General features: G+C 71.5%; 14 protein-coding genes. 6 read left to right on the top strand and 8 right to left on the bottom strand.

The window, feature by feature from the left end:
• Positions 1 to 66: 66 nt before the first annotated feature.
• Positions 67 to 603, bottom strand: a complete 537-nt coding sequence (locus tag IEY95_RS23820) for an NUDIX domain-containing protein (protein ID WP_189188129.1) — start codon at positions 601 to 603, stop codon at positions 67 to 69.
• A gap of 237 nt (positions 604 to 840) precedes the next feature.
• Here IEY95_RS23820 and IEY95_RS23815 point away from each other — a divergent pair, with 237 nt between their 5' ends.
• The 5 genes from IEY95_RS23815 to glpK all read left to right on the top strand — a co-directional run bounded on the left by IEY95_RS23815 (position 841) and on the right by glpK (position 7394).
• Positions 841 to 1266, top strand: a complete 426-nt coding sequence (locus IEY95_RS23815; protein WP_189188158.1) for a Zn-ribbon domain-containing OB-fold protein — start codon at positions 841 to 843, stop codon at positions 1264 to 1266.
• A gap of 28 nt (positions 1267 to 1294) precedes the next feature.
• Complete coding sequence (locus tag IEY95_RS23810) at positions 1295 to 2485, top strand: lipid-transfer protein (RefSeq protein ID WP_189188128.1); 1191 nt, start codon at positions 1295 to 1297, stop codon at positions 2483 to 2485.
• A gap of 324 nt (positions 2486 to 2809) precedes the next feature.
• The gene (locus tag IEY95_RS23805; protein WP_189188127.1) at positions 2810 to 4453 is read left to right on the top strand and encodes a GGDEF domain-containing protein; all 1644 of its coding nucleotides are present in this window, start codon (positions 2810 to 2812) and stop codon (positions 4451 to 4453) included.
• 666 nt (positions 4454 to 5119) lie between these two features.
• On the top strand, positions 5120 to 5860 hold the full coding sequence (locus tag IEY95_RS23800) for an MIP/aquaporin family protein (RefSeq protein ID WP_189188126.1): 741 nt from the start codon (positions 5120 to 5122) through the stop codon (positions 5858 to 5860).
• Between the two features lie 13 nt (positions 5861 to 5873).
• Entirely contained in the window at positions 5874 to 7394 is a 1521-nt protein-coding gene (glpK, locus tag IEY95_RS23795; RefSeq protein WP_189188125.1) for a glycerol kinase GlpK, read from the top strand.
• 293 nt (positions 7395 to 7687) lie between these two features.
• On the opposite strand, the gene IEY95_RS23790 is transcribed toward glpK, so the two are convergent.
• The 5 genes from IEY95_RS23790 to IEY95_RS23770 are packed head-to-tail and all read right to left on the bottom strand — an operon-like array spanning position 7688 to position 15745.
• Positions 7688 to 8293: a GTP-binding protein gene (locus IEY95_RS23790; protein ID WP_189188124.1), complete on the bottom strand. Its 606-nt coding sequence runs from the start codon at positions 8291 to 8293 to the stop codon at positions 7688 to 7690.
• Positions 8274 to 11927 (bottom strand): hydantoinase B/oxoprolinase family protein, encoded by a 3654-nt coding sequence (locus tag IEY95_RS23785; protein ID WP_189188123.1) that lies wholly within the window; start codon positions 11925 to 11927, stop codon positions 8274 to 8276. The genes IEY95_RS23790 and IEY95_RS23785 overlap by 20 nt, the downstream gene beginning before the upstream one ends.
• A gap of 24 nt (positions 11928 to 11951) precedes the next feature.
• Entirely contained in the window at positions 11952 to 12347 is a 396-nt protein-coding gene (locus tag IEY95_RS23780; RefSeq protein WP_189188122.1) for a DUF742 domain-containing protein, read from the bottom strand.
• 9 nt (positions 12348 to 12356) lie between these two features.
• Positions 12357 to 12797, bottom strand: coding sequence for a roadblock/LC7 domain-containing protein (locus IEY95_RS23775; protein WP_189188121.1), 441 nt, complete (start codon positions 12795 to 12797; stop codon positions 12357 to 12359).
• Positions 12794 to 15745 (bottom strand): sensor histidine kinase, encoded by a 2952-nt coding sequence (locus IEY95_RS23770; protein ID WP_189188120.1) that lies wholly within the window; start codon positions 15743 to 15745, stop codon positions 12794 to 12796. Before IEY95_RS23770 ends, IEY95_RS23775 begins: the two co-directional genes overlap by 4 nt.
• A gap of 374 nt (positions 15746 to 16119) precedes the next feature.
• Here IEY95_RS23770 and IEY95_RS23765 point away from each other — a divergent pair, with 374 nt between their 5' ends.
• A complete protein-coding gene (locus IEY95_RS23765) occupies positions 16120 to 16806 on the top strand; it encodes a hypothetical protein (protein ID WP_229703258.1) in 687 nt (228 codons plus the stop codon).
• 129 nt (positions 16807 to 16935) lie between these two features.
• On the opposite strand, the gene IEY95_RS23760 is transcribed toward IEY95_RS23765, so the two are convergent.
• Both IEY95_RS23760 and IEY95_RS23755 read right to left on the bottom strand, forming a co-directional pair.
• A complete protein-coding gene (locus IEY95_RS23760) occupies positions 16936 to 21816 on the bottom strand; it encodes a hypothetical protein (RefSeq protein WP_189188119.1) in 4881 nt (1626 codons plus the stop codon).
• Between the two features lie 60 nt (positions 21817 to 21876).
• Positions 21877 to 22755, bottom strand: coding sequence for a hypothetical protein (locus IEY95_RS23755; protein WP_189188118.1), 879 nt, complete (start codon positions 22753 to 22755; stop codon positions 21877 to 21879).
• Between the last annotated feature and the right edge of the window lie 32 nt (positions 22756 to 22787).

The following is a 22787-nucleotide window of genomic DNA, read 5'->3' as shown; positions in this document are numbered from 1 at the left end:
GCGTACGGATACGCGACGGGCTTCATCTGCGCGGGTCCCGAGCGTGTCGCGAGGAGCTCGGACCCCTCAGACGTACCGCCCCTCGAACCATGCCCGCACCGCCAAGGTGTGCAGCGGGAAGGCGAGTTCGGCCGGTCTGCGCAGCAGGTGCCAGCCCTCCGTCTCGTCGGTGGCGGCGGATGGCGGCAGTTCGGCGGCCGGGCGCTCCGGAAGGAGTCCGAAGAGGAGCAGATGCCCGGCGGGAGAACTCATCGCGTCGGCGAGCCGCACTTCCCGGCTCGCCGCGTCGATGCCCGTCTCCTCCTTGAGCTCGCGCACGACGGCGTGCCGCCAGTCCTCCCGATGGTCGATGAACCCTCCGGGCAGGGCGATGCCGCCGCGCGCGGGGGCGATGGTCCGGGTGATGACGACCAGGGACGTTCCCCTGGCGTCGTACACGGGCTGCAGTGCCACCGCGACCGGCAGCGGATTGCGGTAGGCCACCGTGCCACAGGCGGCGCAGGTGCGGGGCCAGCCGGAGACAGCCTCTCCGTAGGGTGCGCCACAGCTCGAACAGTGCGAGTCCGGCGCGAAGTCGGCGGGCGGGTGCGGGGTTGCGGACACGCCGCGGACTGTATCCGATCACTGGACGGACGTCGTTAGCAGAGCGCGCGCTCCTGCGTACGGCGGAACGGACGGAACCACCCCCGTGGGCCCCTGCCGTCCCCCAGTGCCGCGACGCCCGAGCGGCGCCTGTGGTTCGTCCCGACGCCCTGCCCAATTCCCGTTGCCCATGGCACACTTCTGACGTTCCGTCAGATCCAGTGCCATGGAGGGACCTTGTCGCGCACACGCACGCCTGTGGTCGCCGGGTGGTTCGCCGGGGAAGGGGAGGACTTCCGTCTCCTCGGTACGCGCTGCTCGGCGTGCTCCTCGGTGTTCTTCCCCCGCGAGGACACCTTCTGCCGTAATCCCGGTTGCCCTGGCGGAGAGCTGGCCGAGGTGCCGCTGTCCCGGCGCGGCCGCGTCTGGTCGTACACGGACAGCCGGTACCGGCCGCCGTCACCGTATGTGACCGATCCGGAACTCTCCTGGCAGCCCTACGCGTTGATCGCCGTGGAGCTGGAATCCGAGCGAATCGTGGTACTCGGCCAGGCGGTTCCCGGTGTCACCGTCGCCGACCTGACGGTGGGCATGGAGGTGGAGGTCGTCCCCGGTGTGCTGAACGAGGACGCGGAGACGACCTGGACGACGTGGCACTGGCGACCGACAGGGGTGACGGCATGAAGGGCATGTGGCGTACGGGGGTGACGGCATGACCGGCGACGTGGCGGTGCTCGGAGCGGGTATGCATCCGTGGGGCAAGTGGGGACGCGGGTTCGTCGAGTACGGGGTGGTGGCGGCGCGCGCCGCGCTGGCCGACGCGGGAGTCGACTGGCGGGACATCGGCTCGATCGTGGGCGCGGACACCGTGCGTGGCGGCTATCCGGGGTACGTGGCCGGGGCGACCTTCGCCAAGGCGCTGGGCTGGCAGGGGGCGCGGGTCTCAAGCGTGTACGCGGCGTGCGCGTCGGGGGCTCAGGCTCTCCACACGGCTCGGGCGCAGATCCTTTCGGGCCTCGCGGACGTCGTCCTCGTGGTGGGCGCGGACGCGGCGCCCAAGGGGTTCTTCCGCCCGGCGGGCGGGGACAGGCAGGACGATCCGGACTGGCTGCGGTTCCGTGTCCTCGGCGCGACGAATCCGACGTACTTCGGGCTGTACGCACGGCGGCGGATGGCCCTGTACGGGGACACACCGGAGGACTTCGCGCAGGTCAAGGTGAAAAACGCTGCCCTGGGGGCACTGAATCCCCTCGCGCGCTACCGGAAGAGGGTCACCGCCGAGGAGGTCGCCGGGTCCGCGATCGTCTCCGATCCGCTGCGGCTGCTCGACATCTGCGCGACCTCGGACGGCGGCGCGGCCGTGGTGCTGTCCAGCATGGAGTTCGCGCGCCGGCACGGGGCGGCGGATCCGGTGCGGATCCGTGCGGTGTCCACGGTGACGCCGCGCTACCCCAACACGTTGCTCGATCTGCCCGACATCGCCACGGACTCCGCGGTCGCGCAGGAGCCTGCGGCCGAAACCTTCCGGGCGTCGATCGCGCGCGCGGCGTACGAGGAGGCGGGTATCGGCCCCGAGGACCTCTCACTGGCCGAGGTGTACGACCTTTCCACGGCCCTGGAGTTGCAGTGGTACGAGGACCTGGGGCTGTGCGGAGAGGGCGAGGCGGCCAAGTTGCTGCGGGAGGGCGCGACGACACTCGGCGGGCGCATACCGGTGAACGTGAGCGGTGGACTGGCCTCCTTCGGTGAGGCCGTTCCGGCGCAGGCCATCGCCCAGGTGTGCGAGCTGACATGGCAGTTGCGGGGCAGCGCGGGTGACCGGCAGGTCGCCGGGGCACGCGTGGGGATCACCGCGAACCAGGGGCTCTTCGGACACGGGTCGTCGGTCGTCGCCGTACGCTGAATCGGCAGGCGTTCATAGGCAGTGCAGTCGTACCGGCGCATCGCCTCGCGCGCTCGTGCCGGCCACCGTGCTCGTGCGCTGGTGTCGGCAATCGTCCTCGAGCGCTGGTGCCGGCAACCGCCTTCGAGCGCGTGTGTCGGCAATCGTCCTCGTACGCTCGTCCCGACCTCCGCGACCGGCCGCGTGTGTTCGTTGTGGGTTCGGTGACCGGCCGAATGCCTTCATCCCGACGGCCGTACGCACCCAGTGTGACGAGCTCGGAATCCTGCGTGAACAGCTTATGAATCGCGCCCGGGTGTGCGCGGGCGGCGCCATCATGCTGCCGTGCCCTCCTGGACGGATACTGTCCGCTTCGCCTTCCAACCCGTCGTCAATCTGACAACCGGCGGGGTTGCGGCGCTGGAGATACTCGCCCGTCCGGAGGCCGGCGACATCCTGGCACAGGCCCGCCGTGACCCCGAACTCGACGGGCGGCTGGCCGCGTTGGCGATCCGTACCGCGGCCCGCAAGGAGACGTTGCTGCCGTTGCACGTCAACGTGTTCGCCGGAACCCTGGCCGACCTCGGCGGGCTCGCGGCGATGCGCGATGCGGTGCGCGAAGCCGGGCGACTGCCGTGGGAGGTGACCGTCGACATCGGGCCGCCGTACACCCACGTGCCGCAACACGCTCTGCTGGAGGCGGTGGCCGCGCTGCGGGGCGAGGGCTTCCGGATCTGCGCGGACGGGGTGGGCGACGGCGACGTACCCCTGCGACTGCTCACGGACCTCACGCCCGAGCTGATGAAGCTCGACGTGTCCTTGCTGACGAGGCCCGCGGCGGTGGGGGCGATGCGGACGCTGTGCGAGCAGTTGGGCGCACTGCTGTCCATCGAGGGGGTCGAGACGGAGCTGCAGTGCGCGGCCGCGGTGGCGGCCGGCGCACAGCTGGCTCAGGGCGAGCTGTTCGCGCCGCCGGCTCGGCTGCCCGCAGCTGATGTATACGTTCCGGCCCTCTCCCCCGGCGTCGCGTCGACGCCCCCGTCGGGGCCGTCCGTACGGCAGTTCGTGCGGCCGGCGGCGCTGCTGCCCGCCGCCGCCTCCGCAGGGCAGGTGCGGGCGCTGCTCACCGGCTCGTCCGACGTGTCCGGGGTGATGCTCGTGGACTCCTCCGGGATCCCGGTCCGGTCGCTGCACCGGTCGCGGTTCCTGCTGTCGATGTCGGGGCGCTACGGGCATGCGTTGTACGCCGATCGGCCGGCCGCCAAGCTCGGCGATCCGCCGCGCACGGTCGGTGTCGACGCCACCGCGTGGGAGGTTCTCGACGTGGTCGCGGACGGGGAACGGGACCGCACGTCCGACGATGTCGCGGTCGTCGACCGGTACGGGCGGTGCGTGGGTGTCGTACGTCTGGCGGATCTCGTCCGTGCGCTGGCCGAGAGCCGGGTCGAGGAGGCGGCGGGACTCAACCCACTGACGCGGCTGCCCGGTTCGGACGCGATCACCGGCGAGGTGGACCGACGGATCGCGGACGGCCGGGTGTTCGCGCTGAGCTGGCTGGACGTCGACCACTTCAAGCAGGTCAACGACGGGGCGGGGTTCGCGGCGGGCGACGAGCTGATCCGGGCGGTCGGGCGGGCGTTGCAGCACGCGGCGTCCGAGGCCACACGGGTGGGGCACATCGGCGGGGACGACTTCCTGGTCCTCGCGGACCCGGACACCCTGGACCTGCTGGCCAACTCGGTGCTCGACACGCCCTGGTCGGCGGGCGGACGCATCGTCACGCTGTCGCTGGCCACGGTGTTGTGCACGCCAGGCAGCGTGAGCGACCACCGGCAGGCGGCCGCCTGCCTGGCGCCCCTCAAGCAGGCCGCGAAGGCTCTGAACGGGGCGAGTTGGGTGCTGGGTCGCGCGGGTCTGCCGGGCCACGAGATCCGCCGCGGCTCGGGGGCGGCACCGCGCCAGCCGTCCGGGCATAGGCTGACGGGCTGACGGACTGAACGGGCGGACTGACGGACTGACGGACTGAACGGGCGGACTGACGGACTGACGGACTGGCCGCTCGGCCCAGGGACTGGCTGACCGCCGACCCGCCGGGCCGCTGACAGCCGACCCGTCGTCCGGCTGACCGCCGGACCCTTCGATCCGCTGCCGCGCCGCCCTCCGCCTCTCCGCCTCTCCGCCTCTCCGCCAGCGGTGGTGCACGAGCCCAGCGATGGTCAACAAAGCCGGTCAGACACCGGGCCTCGGCGCGTCGGCGCCGACTGGGCTCGGCGGTTCGCCGTCGGGAGTCGAGGGGCCTGCCGCTTGCCCGAGCCCGGCCCAGGGCGAGGTCACGGCAGGCTCTCGCCGCACGTCCCCTTTGCGGCCTTCGAACCGTTGCAGTCCGCGACCTTGACGCCCCCTGGGCACCGGTGAACACTTCCGGGTGTCAATCGGCATCGCCGCATTCGGGCGTCTACAGGCACCGCGCCGCCCGGGTTTCCGACCTGTACCCACGGGCCGTCCCCCACGGGCGATTCCGCTGCGACGGCACGCTCGTCACGGACGCCGGGCGGGGCGCGGGACCTCCCTGCCTTCGGCTGAAGTAGCCATGGGAAACGCACCCTGCACGGTGGCCCGGGGCCGATCGCCCCGGGCGAGGGCCTAGGAGCCGCCATGAGCAACGGAGACATCTTTGTCGGCGAGTTGATCGGCACCGCAATTCTGATCCTGTTCGGCGCGGGTGTGTGCGCCGCTGTCACGCTCAACAAGTCCAAGGCGCAGGGAGCGGGCTGGGTGGTCATCGCCTTCGGGTGGGGTTTCGGCGTGCTCGCCGGTGCCTACACCTCGGCACCGCTGTCCGGGGGACAGATCAACCCGGCGGTGACCATCGGCTTCGCGATCGAGGGCTCCACGAAGTGGGAGGACGTGCCCTTCTACATCCTCGGGCAGTTCGCCGGAGCCATCATCGGAGCCACGCTCTGCTGGCTGCTCTACCTCGGCCAGTTCAACCTCAACGCCGAAGAGGACAAGGCCATCGAGACGCTGGGGATCTTCTCGACGCGGCCGGAGATCAACAACCCCGTGCAGAACCTGATCACCGAGATCATCGCCACCGCCGCCCTGATGCTGCCCATCCTCGGGCTGGTCGGCGGGAGCAAGCACGTCGCGGGCATCGGCGACGCGGGCCTGCCCGTCCTGCTCATCTCCCTCCTCGTCGTCGGCATCGGCCTCTCACTGGGCGGCCCCACTGGGTACGCCATCAACCCGGCCCGCGACCTGGGGCCGCGCCTGACCCACGCGCTGCTGCCGATTCCCAACAAGGGCACCTCGGAGTGGAGTTACTCCTGGATCCCGGTGGTCGGCCCGATCGCGGGTGCCGCCATCGGGGCCGCGATCTACAACGCAGCCTTCTGACGAAGGGGACGTCATGACGGACCATGCCGAGAAGTACGTCGCCGCAATCGACCAGGGCACCACCTCAAGCCGCTGCATCATCTTCAACCAGGCCGGCGCGATCGTCGCCGTCGACCAGCGCGAGCACCGCCAGATCTTCCCGAAGCCGGGCTGGGTGGAGCACGACGCCACCGAGATCTGGTCCAAGGTGCAGGCCGTGGTCGCCGGGGCGATCGCCAAGGCCGGTCTGCGCGCCGACCAGGTCAGCGCGCTCGGCATCACCAACCAACGCGAGACGACTGTCCTGTGGGACCGCGCCACCGGCAAGCCCGTGCACAACGCGATCGTCTGGCAGGACACCCGTACCTCCGCACTCTGCAACGAACTGGGCGGCTCGGACGGACAGGACCGTTTCCGCGAGCAGACCGGACTCCCGCTGGCCAGCTACTTCTCCGGGCCCAAGGCGGCCTGGCTGCTCGACAACGTCCCGGGGCTGCGCGTGCGTGCCGAGCGCGGTGAGATCGCCTTCGGCACCATCGACTCCTGGCTGATCTGGAATCTGACCGGCGGCACGGACGGCGGTCAGCACGTCACCGATGTGACCAACGCCGGGCGCACCATGCTGATGAACCTGGAGACGCTCCAGTGGGACCAGTCCATCCTCTCCGCGATGAACGTCCCCGAAGCGGTCCTCCCCGAGATCAGGTCCTCCTCCGAGGTGTACGGCACCGCCGTGGGCCAGCTCTCGGGCGTCCCCGTCGCATCGGCGCTCGGTGACCAGCAGGCGGCGGTGTTCGGGCAGGCCTGCTACGACGTGGGCACGGCGAAGAACACATACGGTACGGGCAGCTTCCTGCTGCTCAACACCGGTAACCGGCCCGTTCCTTCGAAGAACGGGCTGCTGACGACCATGGGGTACAAGATCGGCACCGAGGCACCGGTCTACTGCCTCGAAGGGTCGATCGCGATCACCGGGGCACTGGTGCAGTGGTTCCGCGACCAGCTCGGCATCATCCGCAGCGCCGACGAGATCGAGACACTGGCGGCGAGCGTCGAGGACAACGGCGGCGCGTACATCGTGCCGGCGTTCTCGGGCCTCTTCGCCCCGTACTGGCGCTCCGACGCGCGCGGTGTCGTCACCGGGCTCACGCGGTACGTCACGAAGGCGCACCTGGCCCGCGCGGTCCTGGAGGCGACGAGCTGGCAGACACGTGAGGTCGTGGACGCCATGTTCCAGGACTCCGGGGTGCAGATCACCACCCTCAAGGTGGACGGCGGCATGACCAAGAACAATCTGCTGATGCAGCACCAGGCGGATGTCCTCGGAGTGCCGGTGATCCGTCCGAAGGTCTCCGAGACGACATGCCTGGGCGCCGCGTACGCGGCCGGGCTCGCGACGGGTGTGTGGAACGACCTGGACGAGCTGAAGTCGCACTGGCAGAAGGACGTCGAGTGGACGCCCGCCATGGAGGCCGCCGTGCGCGACCGCGAGTACCACAACTGGCGCAAGGCGGTGGAGAAGAGCTTCGGCTGGCACGAGGACGAGGTCGGCTGAATCAGGGTTCCACGCGCGCGTGCGTCTCGCGTGAGCCACGCGCGCGTGCATGACTGCGGCCCGTACCCCGGTCGGCGGGGGTACGGGCCGTACCTGTGTATCGGCGGGCCGTACCGTGCGTCATCAGGTCATGACTTCTGCGAGCTGTAGCCATGCGTCAGGTCATAACCTCTGCGGGCTGTAGCCCTGCATCAGATCATGACTTCTGCAGGCCGTAGCCGTGCATCAGGCCATGACTCTCGGGGACTGCAGCCGTGCATCAGGCCATGACTCTCGGGGACTGCAGCCGTGCGTCAGGTCGTGACCGCCTGGCGGCGGTCGGCGGCGTGCGCCATCGCGTGCTGGACGACCCGGATGAGGACCTCCTTGACGGTCTCCCGGTCCCGCGCGTCACAGAGCACGACCGGTACTCCGGGGTCGAGGTCGAGGGCCTGGCGGACGTCGTCGGCGGGGTAACGGGCAGCGCCCTCGAAACAGTTGACGCCGACCACGAAGGGTATGGAACGGCGCTCGAAGTAGTCGACGGCGGCGAAGCAGTCCTCCAGGCGGCGGGTGTCGGCGAGTACGACGGCGCCCAGCGAGCCGGTGGCGAGCTCGTCCCACAGGAACCAGAAGCGGTCCTGGCCGGGAGTCCCGAAGAGGTAGAGCACCAGGTCCTCGCGGAGCGTGATGCGGCCGAAGTCCATGGCGACGGTGGTGGTGTGCTTGCCCTCCACGCCACTGGTGTCGTCGATCGGCCGGCCCGCCTCGGTGAGCACCTCCTCGGTGCGCAGCGGCTTGATCTCGCTGACCGCGCCGACGAGGGTCGTCTTGCCCACGCCGAAGCCGCCGGCCACGAGGATCTTGAGCGTGACGGGCTCGACCGGGGGCTTGCCGCGCTCAGAACGCCCGAAGATCATCGATCTCTTCTCCTGCTTGATGGGGGTCGTGCGGCGGTGGGCCGTAGCCCCCGCCGCCGGGGGTTTCGATGACGAGTACGTCGCCGGGGCCGACGTCCGTCGAGTCGCTTCCGCCAAGTTCCGTGACTGTGCCGTCCGCGCGCTCGACACGGTTGGCGCCGAGCGCTCCGGGCGCGCCGCCCGCCATGCCGTAGGGCGGCACCCGGCGGTGCTGGGACAGCGTGGAGACGGTCATCGGCTCGAGGAACCGGACGCGGCGCACCGCACCGTCACCGCCACGCCAGCGTCCGGCGCCACCGCTGCCGCGCCTGACCGCGAACTCTTCGAGCCGGACCGGCAGTCGCCACTCCAGGACTTCGGGGTCGGTGAGTCGCGAGTTGGTCATGTGGGTCTGAACCACGGGCGCGCCGGGGAAGCCGTCGCCCGCGCCCGATCCGGAGGCCACGGTCTCGTAGTACTGGTACCGCTCGTTTCCGAAGGTGACGTTGTTCATGGTGCCCGAGCCCTCGGCCTGCACTTTCAGGGCCGCGTACAGGGCGCCGGTGATCGCCTGGGACGTCTCCACGTTGCCCGCGACCACGGCGGCCGGGGGCTCGGGGGCGAGCATCGATCCCGGCGGCACCACGATGTCGAGGGGCCGCAGACAGCCGTCGTTGAGCGGGATGTCGTCGGCGACCAGGGTGCGGAAGACGTACAGGACCGCGGCGTTGACCACGGCGAAGGGTGCGTTGAAGTTGGTGGTGAGCTGCGGGGACGTACCGGTGAAGTCGATGGTCGCGGAGCGTTGTCCGCGGTTTACGCGGACGCGGACTCGGATGACGGCCCCGGAGTCGGTCTCATAGGCGAATTCACCGTCTTCAAGGGCGTCGATGACGCGGCGCACCGCTTCTTCGGCGTTGTCCTGGACGTGCCTCATGTACGCCTGGACCACGTCGAGCCCGAAGTCCTCGATCATGCGGCCGACTTCGTCGACGCCCTTCTGGTTGGCGGCGATCTGGGCGCGCAGGTCGGCGAGGTTGGTCTTCGGGTTGCGCGAGGGGTGGGGTGCCTCGGTGAGCAGGGCCAGGGTCTCGGCCTCGCGGAAGCGACCGTTCTCGGCGAGCAGCCAGTTGTCGAAGAGGATGCCCTCCTCGTCGATGGTGCGGCTGTTCGCGGGCATGGAGCCCGGCGCGATGCCACCGATCTCGGCGTGGTGGCCGCGCGAGGCCACATAGAAGAGGATCCGCTCACCCTCCGTGCCCTCTGTGCCCTCTGTGCTCTTCGAATCGAAGACCGGGGTGATCACGGTGACGTCCGGGAGATGGGTGCCTCCGTGGTACGGGTCGTTGACCGCGTATGTGTCGCCCGGGCGCATGCTCGCGCCGCGACGCCGGATGACTTCCTTCACGCTCGTGCCCATCGAACCCAAGTGGACAGGGATATGAGGGGCGTTGGCGACGAGGTTGCCGTCAGGATCGAAGAGGGCGCAGGAGAAGTCGAGGCGCTCCTTGATGTTGACCGACTGGGCGGTGGATTCCAGGCGGGCGCCCATCTGTTCGGCGATGGACATGAAGAGGTTGTTGAAGACCTCCAGGAGAACGGGGTCGGCTTCCGTGCCGAGATCGGAACTCTCCGTAATCGCGACGCGTTCCATGACCAGATGCCCGTCGTCGGTCGCCGCGGCCCGCCAGCCATCGTCCACGACGGTCGTCGCGCTGGCCTCGGTGATGATCGCGGGCCCGGTGACCATATTGCCCGGGGGCAGTTCCTCGCGGCGATGCAGGGGGACGTCGCGCCAGGCACCACCGGTGTGCAGGCTGGCCGTCTCCGAAGCGGCGGAGCGGCCTTCGACGGCCGTTTCGTAGGGAGCGAGGGCGGAGAGATCGGGGGGTTCGGTGAGACCGGTGGCTTCCACGGAGAGGGCTTCCACGACGACCGGACGATCGAGGGTGAAGGAGTAGGTGGCGCGATGACGTTCTTCGAAGGCGCGGGTCATGGTGTCGGGCTCGGTGAGCTCGACCGTGAGCGCGGTGTCCGTGCCGTCATAACGCAGCTGGGCGCGGCGGGTGACCTGGATGCGGCCCTCGGGCACGTCCTCGGCGAGGAGTTCGGCACGTGCGGCGCACTCCAAGTCGTCGGCCGTCTTGAGGATGCTGGGCATCGAGGAGGCTTTCAGGGGCGCCTCCACGGACTGCTCCCGCATGGCCGTCGTATCGGCGAGTCCGATGCCGAGGGCGGACAGGACACCTGCCATGGGCGGGACGAGGACGGTACGGATGCCGAGCGAATCGGCGACCATGCACGCGTGCTGGCCGCCCGCGCCCCCGAAGGTGGTCAGCGCATACCGGGTGACGTCATGGCCCTTCTGCACCGAGATCCGCTTGACGGCGTTGGCGATGTTGGCCACAGCGATCTGGAGGTAGCCCTCGGCGACCTGCTCCGGGGTGCGGTCGTCACCGGTCCGCTGACGGATCTCGTGCGCGAGGGCGGCGAACCGGTCGCGGACCAGCGCGTCGTCGAGGGGCTGGTCGCCGTCGGGGCCGAACACCCTTGGGAAGTGGGCGGGTTGGATCCGGCCAAGGGCCACGTTGGCGTCGGTCACGGTGAGTGGGCCGCCGCCGCGGTAGCAGGCGGGCCCGGGGTCGGCGCCCGCCGAGTCGGGGCCCACGCGATAGCGGGAGCCGTCGAAGTGGAGCACCGAGCCGCCGCCCGCGGCGACGGTGTGGATGTCCAGCATGGGCGCGCGCAACCGGACCCCGGCGATCCGGGTGGTGAAGACCCGCTCGTACTCGCCCGCGAAGTGCGAGACGTCCGTGGACGTACCGCCCATGTCGAAGCCGATGACGCGGTCGAAGCCGGCGAGCTGCGACATCCGGGCCATGCCGACGATGCCGCCGGCAGGTCCGGACAGGATGGCGTCCTTGCCGCGGAACTGGCCCGCTTCGGCGAGACCTCCGTTGGACTGCATGAACATCAGCCGCACGCCCTGGAGTTCGTCGGCGACGTGCTGGATGTAGCGGCGCAGTACGGGCGAGAGATAGGCGTCGACGACGGCCGTGTCGCCGCGTGGGACGAGCTTCATCAGCGGGCTGACCTCGCTGGAGAGCGAGATCTGCGGGAAGCCGGTGCGGGCTGCCAGCTCGCCGACGGCTTGTTCGTGGGCGGGGTGGAGGTGGCTGTGCAGGCAGACGACGGCGACCGCGCGGATCCCGGAGTCGTACGCCTCCTGGAGGGACCCGGCGAGGGTGTCCAGGTCGGGGGCGCGCAGGACCGTGCCGTCGGCGGCGATCCGTTCGTCGACCTCGATGACACGCTCGTACAGCAGCTCGGGCAGTTCGATCGCGCGGGCGAAGATGCGGGGGCGGTTCTGATACGCGATGCGCAGGGCGTCGCGGAAGCCACCGGTGATGACAAGGAGGGAGCGCTCGCCGTTGCGTTCCAGGAGAGCGTTGGTGGCGACGGTGGTGCCCATCCGGACGGCCTCGATCTCCCCGCCCTCTTCGAGGAGTTCGCGGACACCCGCGACCGCCGCGTCGGCATATCGGGCCGGGTTCTCGGACAGCAGTTTGTGCGTGAGCAGGCGGCCGTCCGGGCGCCGCGCGACGATGTCGGTGAAGGTGCCGCCTCGGTCGACCCAGAACTGCCAGCCTGTCACGTCTGTTCCCCGCTTCCGCCCTGCTCAGAGCGCCCGGAGGCCGTTGATCACGTCGCGCAGAATACTCTCGTCCGGTAGTTCGGCAGGGGGTACGGGGCGTGTCACATGGACCATTTCCTCATCGACCAGGTCCCCGATGAGGACCCGTACCACTCCGATGGGCAGGTCGAGTTCGGCGGCGAGTTCGGCGACCGACTGGGGGGCGTCGCGGCAGAGTCCGACGATGTCCACGTGTTCCGGGGACAGCGTCTGGTCCGCTTCCGGGTCGTAGGCGTGTGGTTCCGTGACGACCACCGCGATCAGGTCGAGGCGGTGCTGGGCCGGACTGGTGGTGCGGCCGCGTGTCATGGCGTACGGACGGACCACCGGTCCGGCCTCGTCGTCGAACCAGTGGCGTTTTCCCTGACCGTCTCCGCTCATGTCATCCCACTACCCGCCCGAAGGCAGATCGGTGCGTGGAGTGGCTGCCAGATGTACGCCGACCCGCTTGACGAGGAGCGTCATCTCGTACGCGACCTGCCCGACGTCGGAGTCGGCGTCCGAGAGGACGGCGAGGCAGCTGCCGTCACCGGCTGCCGTGACGAACAGGAAGGCGTCGTCGAGCTCGACGACGGTCTGCCGGACGCTGCCCGCCTCGAAGTGGCGGCCGACGCCCTTGGCGAGGCTGTGGAAGCCGGAGGCGACCGCGGCCAGGTGTTCGCTGTCCTCCCGGGTCAGATCCTTGGACGCCCCGGTCGGAAGGCCGTCGCCGGAGAGCACGATTGCCTTGCGGATGCTGGCGACGCGGTCGACCAGTTCATCGAGAAGCCAGTTCAGCTCGCCTGACGCATTGCTGGTCGCGGTGGGCCCTTCGGCCTTCGGTGCGGTCATCGACCGTCCCCCTTTGTCGTTCCTGGTGCTGTGCCGTCCTGGGCCTCGTCGCCCGCGGCGTTCTCCTGGCGGCCTCGCTGCCAGCCCCGCTGGAGCGAAGCCATCCGGTTGCGTACCTCGTCGGCATCGCGGTCGGCAGCGTCCGCTCCGATGCCGTTGCGAGCCTTGTCCCGCTCCGTTCGGCGTTCGGGGCCTGCCTTCAACTGCGGGGCCAGATTGGCCTGTCGGACGCGGCGGGGCAGCGGGCTCACAGCCAATTCTGCCTCCCCCCTCACGGCGTCGGAGCGCGGGGTGGTCTCGCCCGTACTCGGCGACGCGGGGGTGCTACGGGTGCGCTTGGGGAGGGCGGGGGCATCGCGAAGGCCGGGCGGCGTCTCACGCAGACCGGGAGCCTCACGCAGACCAGCGGTCTCTCGCGCGCCGGAGGCTTCGCGAAGGCCGGGGGCCTCGGAGCGCTCACCGCCGCGCCGTGCCGGGGTCTCTCCGCGCTCACCGCGCCGGGCCGGCAGCGGCTTCGCGCCCTCGAGCTCGAGCGCGCCGCGCTCCGCCGGCTCCAGGTTCTGCACCGGCTCCAGACTCTGACTCTGCAGTGACGCGAACTCCTCGGCGAGTTCCTCGTCCGTCTCGTCGCGCCGCGACCTCGTCTGGGTCACAGGGCGGCCGTGCGAGGTGACGAGCTTGGGGGCCCGGCGCCTCGGCAGCGGAACGGGAGCGGGAACGTCGTCGTCGCCGGAGCGGGCGGGCTCGCCACGGCTGTCGCCCGCCTGCTGGTGCTGCTCCCCAGGGACGCCGACGACGGAGCGGCGCGGCCGGAACAGACCGCCGCGCTCGCTGTCCTCGTCGTCGAGGGCGCCCGGGAAACCGGTGAGGGCGTCGAGCCCCCGGTCCAGGTTGACGGGCGCCTCCAGTTCGACCGGACCGTCCAGGATCGAGGCGGGCAGCCCCGGGAGCCGCACGGGCACCTGGGCGAGCGCGGCGTCGCGGTTCTCGTCGGTCTCGCCCTGCTTGGTGGGCAGCGCGCGATCGAGACGGAAGCCGATGCCGTTGGTGTCCGGGACGTCGTCGGTGAGCAGCACGTCGGGGATGAACACGACCGCGGTGGTGCCGCCGTACGGGGAGGGCTGGAGGGAGACACGGACGTTCTGCCGCTGGGCGAGCCGGCTGACGACGAAGAGGCCGAGCCGGTCGGTGTCGGAGAGTTCGAACTCGGGAGTCTCGGCGAGTCGCAGGTTGGCGTCGAGGAGCGCCTCGGCGGCCATCCCCAGGCCACGGTCGTGGATCTCCAGGGTGAAGCCGTTGGCGACGCGCTCGCCGATGACCTGGACGGCGGTGTGCGGGGGTGAGAACACCGTGGCGTTCTCCAGGAGTTCGGCCACCAGGTGGGTGAGGTCGGCGACCGCTGGTCCCGTGACGGCGACGCGCGGAAGGCGCCGTACCTCGATGCGCTCGTAGTCCTCGACCTCGGCGACAGCGGCGCGGACGATGTCCATGAGCTGGACCGGCTTGCGCCACTGCCGGGACGGGGCGGCGCCGGAGAGAATGACCAGGCCCTCGGCATGGCGGCGCATGCGCGTGGTCAGGTGGTCGAGGCGGAAGAGGTCGGCGAGTTCGTCCGTGTCCTCGGTCCTGCGCTCCATCGTGTCGAGCAGGGTGAGCTGCTTGTGGAGCAGGACCTGGCTGCGTCGGGCGAGGTTGACGAAGACCTCGGAAACGCCGTCGCGCAGTTCGGACTGTTTGACGGCGGCTTCGACGGCGGCGCGCTGAAGGGTGTTGAGGGCCTGGCCGACCTCGCCGATCTCGTTCTTGTCGTACTCCAGGCGCGGCACTTCGGTCTCGACGTCGACCTGTTCACCGGCGGAAAGGCGGCGCATGACGCTGGGCAACCGGACGCCGGACGCCTCGTGGGCCTCCAGGCGCAGTCGTCGCAGATCGCGGATGAGGCTCCGACCGATGCGTACGGACATGATGAGCGAGACCAGCAGGGCGATGAGCCCGAAGACGCCCGCGATGACCGCCTTGACGATGATGCCCATGGCCACGGGCCGTACCCGGTCCTGATAGCGGTCGCCCGCCTTGTCGTCGAGGTCGCCGAGTTCGTCGAGAACGTGCCCGGCCGCCCTGTCCCAGCTTTTCGCGGTGACGCCTCGGGGTGAGCCCGCGGCGGAGGTGACGACTGCCTGTTCGGCCACGCGCAGGGGCGCCGTGTCGGCGTTCTTCCAGTAGCGCTCGTAGCGTCCGCGCTCCGAGGAGGGCAGCAGCGGCAGGCTGATGTCGTAGAGCAGGGTGCGCTGGGCCACGAGATCGGAGATGTCGCGGATCTCGTCGCGCGAGACCCGGCCCGCGACCAGGGCGGAGCCGAGGAGGGCGTCCTCACGGGAGAGCAGTTCGTGGGCGCGGGTGACGTTGAGGAGGGCGCGGGCCTGCTTGTCCATCGCCACGTTGTCGACGCCGTCGAGAGTGGCCAGGAGGGCATAGCAGGGGTCCACGAGAAGGTTGTACTGGTTGAGGGCCTCGGCGCGGGTCACCGTTCCGTCCTCGACGCTGCGGCGCAGCGAGTCGATGCCGCCGACGCCGTCCAGGATGGAGGTGAGGCGCCCCGCGGTGCCCTCGCCCATCTCCTCGCGCAGGTCCTCGTCCTTGGCGTTCATACGAATCTTCGCCACGGCCCGGTCGGTGGCGGTCCTGCTGCGCTTGAGCGCCGCAAGCCCGTCGGAGGCGCGCGGATCGGCCAAATAGACGAGGGTCTGGCGGCGTTCCTGCTGGAGGACGCGGACGGTGTCCTCGGTGGGGTAGCCGATCTTCTCCACGATGTCCGACACGTTGAACAGCTGGTTGGCCGCGTGGCCCGTGAGCACGGTCGCGAAGGCCCAGATCGCGGTCAAGGACACCAGCGGCACGAGGAGCAGCGCCACGATCTTCCGGCGGATGGACGTCCCGCGAAAGCGCATGGCCTCCCCCAGCTTGACCCCCTCCGGCCGGGGGTACACATGTGCGTCAACAAACGGCGTGAGCCTACTACCGACCCACAGGTAACTCGAAGACGCGTCCGGGCGCAGCCCCCGCGCGAGGGGAACGAGACATGGGCAGTTGTCCGTTCATTGGGGGAGATTGCCTCCCCGAATCCGGCACTTGGGGCCGGATCACATCGGACTGGTGAACTTGGTCAGTTGGCCGGAATTCTTCGCTCGGTGGGAATCTTCGGGGCACGTCGTTCGTCGTTCTGTACGGGAAATGGGGGCGGAATCGGCCACAGGGGCCACATGCCGCGCCCAGGCGGCGTAAATGAGCGCAAGCCGGGCAGCCACTGGGGAGCCGGTGTCGCATGACACCAGTGCGAGGGGCCTGCTGGGCGGTGGGGAGTGACGTGTTGATGGGCACGGCGGAGCGGCGCGGGGCGCCCGGGACAGGCGTTGCGACGTCCGAGGCGGCGCAACCGGCCTCTCAGGCACCGGATCGCGACATTCCGGCGGAGGGTCACGATCAGTCGGACGATCTGCGCGAGGCCATGGGTGGGCGCGACCGGGCGGACGGGCAGCGCGCGGCCACGAGCGTGCGCGGCCGGGCTCCCGAGCAGGGCATGGCGGCGGAGGAAGCGGAAGAAGCCGAAGAGCAGGCGTACTACCCTCCGTTGTGGATCGAGGAGCCCGCACGCAGGCGGCGGTTGCCCGATCCGGTGCGTACGGCGGCCGTGCGGGCGGTGCTCATCATCGCCGTGACCCTGACACAGGCGGTGGTGGCCTTCCTGTGCACCGTCACGGGATCCTGGCTGGCCTTCCCCATGGTCCTCAGCAGCGTTGCCGGCACGGTGGTGGCTACCTGGGCAGCCCTCGACGTCTGGGTCACACGACAGGTGTGGAACCAGCGGAACGGAGTGGTGTCGGTACCGAGCAGCACCGCGCGGGCGTTGCGACGCGAGCGACGCAAGGCCAGGCGACAGGCGCGGGCAGCGGAGCGTGCGCAGGAGCGAATACATCGCAAGGGCGGAGCTGGGCAGCTGTCGCACTCATAGGTGCGGGCTGCTTGGCCAGGAGGAGCTCCGCTTGGCCGCGGCCAGGAGAAGCCCCTCCAGGTCACGTCCTCACAGTGCCGCAGCGCCCGCCGCGAGGTGACCGTGTCCTGCGGGTCCATCAGAAACCCCCTAGGCGCCTTGAGGTGAAGGCCTCTTGAACATCCTCGTTGCCGTGATCTCGCTGTGCACCGAGCCGCCTTCCCCGGCCGGGGTCTGCTGAGGCAGTCCCGGTCGGAGGTGTTCCTCCACGCTGATGTACTTCAGCCCGGCGCGCAGGTCGGCGTCGTTGCGCAGGCGGATGACCAGCGGGAACTCGGCGAGCGCGGTCGTGTCGAACAGGCCGGTGGTGTAGAGGAGTTGGACGCCGAGCGCGTCGGACACGGCCCGCTGGAGTTCCAGCAGATACGTGGCGTTGGCGCGCCCGATGGGGTTGTCCAGGAACAGCGTTCCGGCGTGCCGGTGCTTGTCGCGGCCCCGGTCGTTGCTGCGCAGCGCCGCCATCGTGCAGTACAGCGCGATGGCGGCGGTGAGCAGCTGGCCGCCGGAGAAGACGTCGCCCATCTGTCCGACGGGGACACGCTCGGCGCGCAGCACGGCGTCCGGCTTGAGGATCTCGACGGCGACGCCCTTCGGCTGGAGGGCGGCACCGACTGCGCGCAGCAGCAGCGACATGCCGTCGCGGCGCATGTCGGAGTTCTTCTTGACCGCCGCGCGGGTGGCCTCGTCGACGACCTCGCCGAGCCGCTCGGTGAGCGTCGCCTGGTCGGGCTCCTCGAAGCGGATGCGCAGGAACTCCTGCCCGGACCACTCACCGAGCCCCTCGGGAAGCCGGGAGAGTCGCTGAGCGGATCGCAAGGTCGCCAGCGCCGAGTCCACGAGCCCACGCAACCGGTCGACGATCGAGTCCCGGTTGCGCTCCAGCTGCTCCAACTCGTCGGTGAGGACCCGCAGTCGGGGCGCGAACGCGTCCGCCCACTTCTGCGCGTGCTCGGGCAACGCGGAGGCGGGCAGCTCGCGGATCTGCTGCCGGGCGGGTGTGCGCACCTGCTCGTACCGCGTGGAGTTCGCATGCCGTACGAGGACGTCGCTCGCCTCGCGCACCGCGGCCTCGGCGGCGGAGAGGTCGGCGGCGCAGCCACGCAGGGAGCGGCGGGTCTCGGCGGCGGAGTGCCGTGCCTCTTCGAGGGTGCCGGGATAAGGCTCGGGCTCCTCCTGCTCCTCCTCCCCGTGCTCCCGCAGCAGGTCCCTGAGCAGGGCGGCCGTCTCGTCGAAGCCGCCGGCCGCGTCCTCGGCGGCGCGGTGGGCGTCGAGCAGCTCGGCATGCGCCTCGCGCGCCTGGCTCAACGCCTCCGTACGGGAGGCGAGTTCGGCGGTCGCGGTACGCAGCAGGCTCTGCGCGTGCTCGGCGTCGCGCGGGACCAGCTCCTGCGACAGCTCGGTGTGGGCCTCACCATCCTCGGGCGCGTGCCGCTCGGCCTCGCCGCGCAGCCGTCCGAGCTGCTCGCTCGCGGTGGACATGCGGGTCTCCAGGAGCTGCACGAGCTCCTCGGCGCGCGCGGCGGCGGCCTGCCGGGAGGGCCCGTCGGAACCGTCCGGGGACTCCAGGAGTTGCGCCGCGCGGGTGCGCACCTTGTTGCTGAGCCGGTCCAGCTCCGCGAGCGCGGCGCTCTCGTCGCTCTCGGCCCGCGCCTGCTCGGCCCGCAGGTCGGCTCCGACGCCGACCTTCTCGTACAGCTGGGATGCGGCCCGGTAGGCCTCACGCAGGGCGGGCAGCGACGACTTCGCCGCGCCCGCCTCGTCCTCCGGTACGTCGTCGGGGGCACCGGCGATCTCCGCGCGCTCGGCACGCAGCGCGCGGGCCGTACGGCGGGCGTCGTCGGCGGCGCGCTGGGCGGCGCGGCGGTCCTCGTCGGCGGCGCGGGCACGCTCCAGGCAGACCTGGGCGCGGGCCTCCGACTCCGTTGCCTCGTCGGCCAGTTCGCGCAGCTTGACCTGCCAGCCGGCGCGCTCGCGCAGCCGGAAGGCGAGCCCGGCGAGGGCGTCGGCGGCGCGCCGGGCCCGCTGGGCGGCCTCCTGCCGCTCGTCCCGTACGTGGGCCGCCTCGGCCGCCGCCTCGTCGGCCTCCGCCCGGACGGTGCGCGCCTCGGCGAGCTCGGTCTCGGCCTCCTCGGCGAAGGCGCGCGCGTCCCGGGCGGCCGCGGCGAGCTCGACGAGCCGCCCCGCGGGGCAGCCGGTCCGCCAGGACGCCAGCCGCGCGGCCAGCTCTCGGTCCTTGCCCAGCCGGGCCGCGAGCGCCCGGATCTCCTCGTCCCGCCGGGTCGCGCGGGCGCGCAGCGCCTGCCGCTCCTCGTCGGCGGCGTGCTCGTCGTGCATGGCGGGGTTCGGCGGTACGAGGAATACGCCGCTGTCGCCCGCGCCGGGCGCCGGAGTCGGGGCGAGCAGTGCGGCGGCCGTACCGACGGCGACGGCGGACCGCGGCAGCAGTGCGGCCTCGCTGAGCGCCTCGCGGGCCCGGGTGTGCGTGTCCGGGTCGGTGATGATCACGCCGTCGACCAGCTCCGGCCTGGCGGCCAGCACGCGCGCGTGGTCGGCGGGGTCGACGGCCTGCGCGAGGTAGCGCCAGCCGGGCAGCGCCGGGATTCCGTGCTCGCCGAGGTACTCGACGGTGGCCAGGACATCCGGCCCGGGCGGCAGCAGCCCGCCGTCACCGAGCGCTCCCAGGATGCGTGCGTCGTCGGCCGCGGCGGTCCGCAGCTCGAAGAGCTGGCGCTCGGCGGAGGCGACACCGTCGTCGAGGAGCTCACGGAGTTCGTCGGCGTAGTGGTCCAGTTGCTCGGGCGTGAGGGGGCCTTCGGCCGGGGGCCAGGCATCGGGCCCCGCCTCGCCGGAACCGCCTGCCGGGCGGTCGGCCGCCGCGCCGACAGTCCGCCGGCCGCTGCCCGAGCCTGCGCCCACCGCGCCACCGGCCTGCCGACCGGAGGCAGCCCGTTCATCGGCTCCGGCCGCGCCGCCATCGGTGCCGTCACCCGCGCCGGTGGGATGGCGCGTCGTGCGGGCACCGCCCTGGCTGTCATCGCCGATGTCATCGGGCGCAGCCCCGCGCCCGCCCGAACCGTCGGCTCCCGCTCGCGGCGCCGGCACGCCGCCCCGCCCGGCGCCCGAGGTGCCCGGCAGGCTCAGCAGCTCCGCCAGCCGCTCCTCCCCCGCCAGCGCCTCGGCCGTACGCCACTCCGCGTCGTGCGCCCGCTCGGCGGCAGTCGCCGCGTCGGCCGCGCGCGCCGCCGTCAGCTCCGCACGGGACTCGGCGGACGCCGCCTCCCGTGCATGCTCCGAAGCGCGTCGCGAGGCCTCGCGTGCGGTGTCCCAGGCGGCGACGGCCGACTTCTCGGCGTCGCTGGCGGCGAGGGCGGCGCGGGCCGGGTCGGCGTCGGGGGCGCTGTCGTCGAGCCAGCCCGCGCGGACCGCCTCGGCGGTCTCCTGCTCGACCTCGGTCAGCCGCTGGCGCAGATGCCCGACCTCACTGCGGGCGCGCTGCGCGGCGGTGGCCGCCGCGGTCGAGTCGGCGTACGCGGTCTCGCCGACCTCCTGGAGCCCGGCGGACCGCTCCTCCTCTTCGTTGGCGAGCGCCTCGGCGCCTTCGGCGGCGCGGTGCAGGGCGCGTACGAGGTCGACGGCGGCCTTGGCCCGCGCGGCGAGCGCGGGCGCGGCGTCCCGCTCGGCCTCGCGGATCGCGGCGGCCACGCGCGCGGAGCGGTCGGCGGCGGCGCGGTGCCGCAGCACGGCTTCGGCGGCCTGCCAGGCGGAGTGCAAGGTGCGCGCGTCGGCCAGCTCCCGCTTCTGCGCCGCGGCGGACTTCTCCGCGCCGGCGAGCGCCAACGAGGCGTGTCGGTAGGCGAGCTCGGCGGCGACCAGCGCGCTGCGCGCGCGGGCACCCTCGGCGTGCGTGACGGCGTACGCGGCGGCGGTCACGCGCTGTGCGAGTTCACCGGCGCGCACGCGTTCCTGCACAGCCCGCGCGGACAGCCGCCGCGCCAGCGTCCGGGTGCGCCGCTCGGCGCCCGCGTGGATGTCACGCGCGCGTGCCCGTGCCCCGGCGGCGTCGACGATCCGGCCGAGCAGATCCACGGACCCCGCCGTGAAATCGCGCTCGGCGATCAGTTCGGCGCGCCGCCCCAGCTTGTTGCCGAAGCCGCCGACCAGGTCGGCGAGCCCGTCCGTGTCCCGGGTGTCGGTGACGGCACGCAGCAGCAGATCCGTGAAGTCGGAGTCCTTCTTGACGGCGAAGAGACCGGCGGCCTCGCCCTCGTCGGCGTTCATCTCTCGCTGGTAGCGGAAGAGTTCGGGGTCGAGGCCCAGGTCGCCGAGATGCTCGTTCCAGCGGTCGTGGATCTCCTCCCAATGCACTTCGAGGTGCGGATACGCCTTGCCCGCCTCGTTGATCGCGTCCCGGAAGCCCTTCATGGTGCGCCGCCGCCCCTGCGCGCCGGAGGTCCCCTCGACGGGCGGGCGCACCGCGGTGGCCTCGGCGACGGGCAGATTGTCCAGGCTCAGCCCCGGCCCCGGCCGGAACGAGTACCAGGCCTCGGCGAACTTCCTCGGGTCGTTGGAGACTTGCCGCCCCCGCCACTCGCTCACCTTGCCGACCACGACGCACTCGCCGGTCAGTGTGTGCTGCCACTCCAGCGCGACATGCCCGCAGTCGTCGGCGAGCAGGAACTTGCGCAGCACACCGGAGCTGGCACCGCCCAGCGTGTTCCGGTGCCCCGGGAGCATCACCGAGAAGATCAGCTTGAGCAGCACCGACTTGCCGCCGCCGTTCTCCAGGAAGAGCACGCCCGCGGGCGCGGGCCGGCGCGGCGGCCCGACGGGCTCCTCCTCGAAGAACTCCGCCTGGGTGGGCGCGGGGTCGGGCACGGGCTCGCCGACACCCCGCAGGTCAAGCACGGTGTCGGCGTAGCGCGCACCGGCAGGCCCGATGGAGTAGAGGCGGACCCGGGACAGCTCGTACATGGCGGCGGACTCTCGTCGTAAGTCTGGGGAGGATCGAGGAAGTTCAGGCTGTGCGGCCTGTCAGGAGTGGAAGGGCAGTCCGGCTCCGGCCGCCAGCTCCAGGTCGTCGGTGTCCTCGGCGGGCAGCAGCGTCGCTGTGCCGTCGGTCACCGGGACGATGCCCAGCTCGAGGAGCTCGGCCATGGCCGCACTGCCGGCCATGTCACGGACCTGAAGCTGATAGCGGGCCGTCGTCCGGTACGTCCCTCCACCGTCGTCCCCGGTGCGCTGCAGGAAGCCGGAGTCGGTGAGGAACGCCACGGCCTTGCCGACGATGCCGGTGGTCGAACCGGCCAGTCTTCGCGCGTCCTTGGTGGCACCGGTGGAGCTGCGCCGCGCCCAGATCCGCCAGGCCGCCTCCAGTCCGGGCGCGTCTGTGGCCGGGTCGGTGTTCTCGCCCTGCTCCTCGGCCCGCTCCTCCAGGCGACGACAGGCCTGCCGTACGAACGCGTCGACGCCGTTGACCGAGACGCGCCCGATGTACCCGTCGTCCGCGAGGTCCTCGGGGCGCGGGAACGCCATGGCGGCGACGGCGAGATGCGCGAGCCCGTGCAGGAAGCGGTCCCCCGAGTCGGCCGACGCGCGACGCGCGTAGTCGCCCATCCGGACGGCGAACACGGAGTCCTCCGCGGCGGTCACGGCCATGCCCGCGCGCGGGGACACCTCCAGGACCACCAGCCCGAGCCCGGCGGCCACGGCGTCGGCGAGCCGCGCGAACGGCGGGTCCTCGCGGTAGCGCCGCAGCAGCTCCGCGTACTCCTGGTCGCGCGCGGGCTGCAGCTTGGGCTGGAGCCCGAAGGCGACGAGCCGCGCCGCGTCGGCGGCGTCGGCGGGCGTGACGGGCGCGTTCGCCGGAGCGGCGACTGCCTCCGGCTCACTCCACTCGACGTGCTCGGTCACGGTTGGGGCTCCTTGATCTCACATACGGGGGC

It is taken from the genome of Streptomyces albiflavescens, from assembly GCF_014645835.1.
GTDB lineage: Bacteria > Actinomycetota > Actinomycetes > Streptomycetales > Streptomycetaceae > Streptomyces > Streptomyces albiflavescens.
The sequence above is the reverse complement of the archived record's forward strand: the minus strand, read 5'-3'. Positions and strand labels throughout refer to the sequence as shown.

Bases quoted from the DNA above. Each gene is read 5' to 3' on its own strand.
- IEY95_RS23790 (WP_189188124.1), bottom strand. From the start codon at position 8,293: ATGATCTTCGGGCGTTCTGAGCGCGGCAAGCCCCCGGTCGAGCCCGTC.
- IEY95_RS23760 (WP_189188119.1), bottom strand. From the start codon at position 21,816: ATGTACGAGCTGTCCCGGGTCCGCCTCTACTCCATCGGGCCTGCCGGT.
- IEY95_RS23810 (WP_189188128.1), top strand. From the start codon at position 1,295: ATGACCGGCGACGTGGCGGTGCTCGGAGCGGGTATGCATCCGTGGGGC.
- IEY95_RS23775 (WP_189188121.1), bottom strand. From the start codon at position 12,797: ATGACCGCACCGAAGGCCGAAGGGCCCACCGCGACCAGCAATGCGTCA.
- IEY95_RS23780 (WP_189188122.1), bottom strand. From the start codon at position 12,347: ATGAGCGGAGACGGTCAGGGAAAACGCCACTGGTTCGACGACGAGGCC.
- IEY95_RS23765 (WP_229703258.1), top strand. From the start codon at position 16,120: ATGACACCAGTGCGAGGGGCCTGCTGGGCGGTGGGGAGTGACGTGTTG.
- IEY95_RS23800 (WP_189188126.1), top strand. From the start codon at position 5,120: ATGAGCAACGGAGACATCTTTGTCGGCGAGTTGATCGGCACCGCAATT.
- glpK (WP_189188125.1), top strand. From the start codon at position 5,874: ATGACGGACCATGCCGAGAAGTACGTCGCCGCAATCGACCAGGGCACC.
- IEY95_RS23770 (WP_189188120.1), bottom strand. From the start codon at position 15,745: ATGCGCTTTCGCGGGACGTCCATCCGCCGGAAGATCGTGGCGCTGCTC.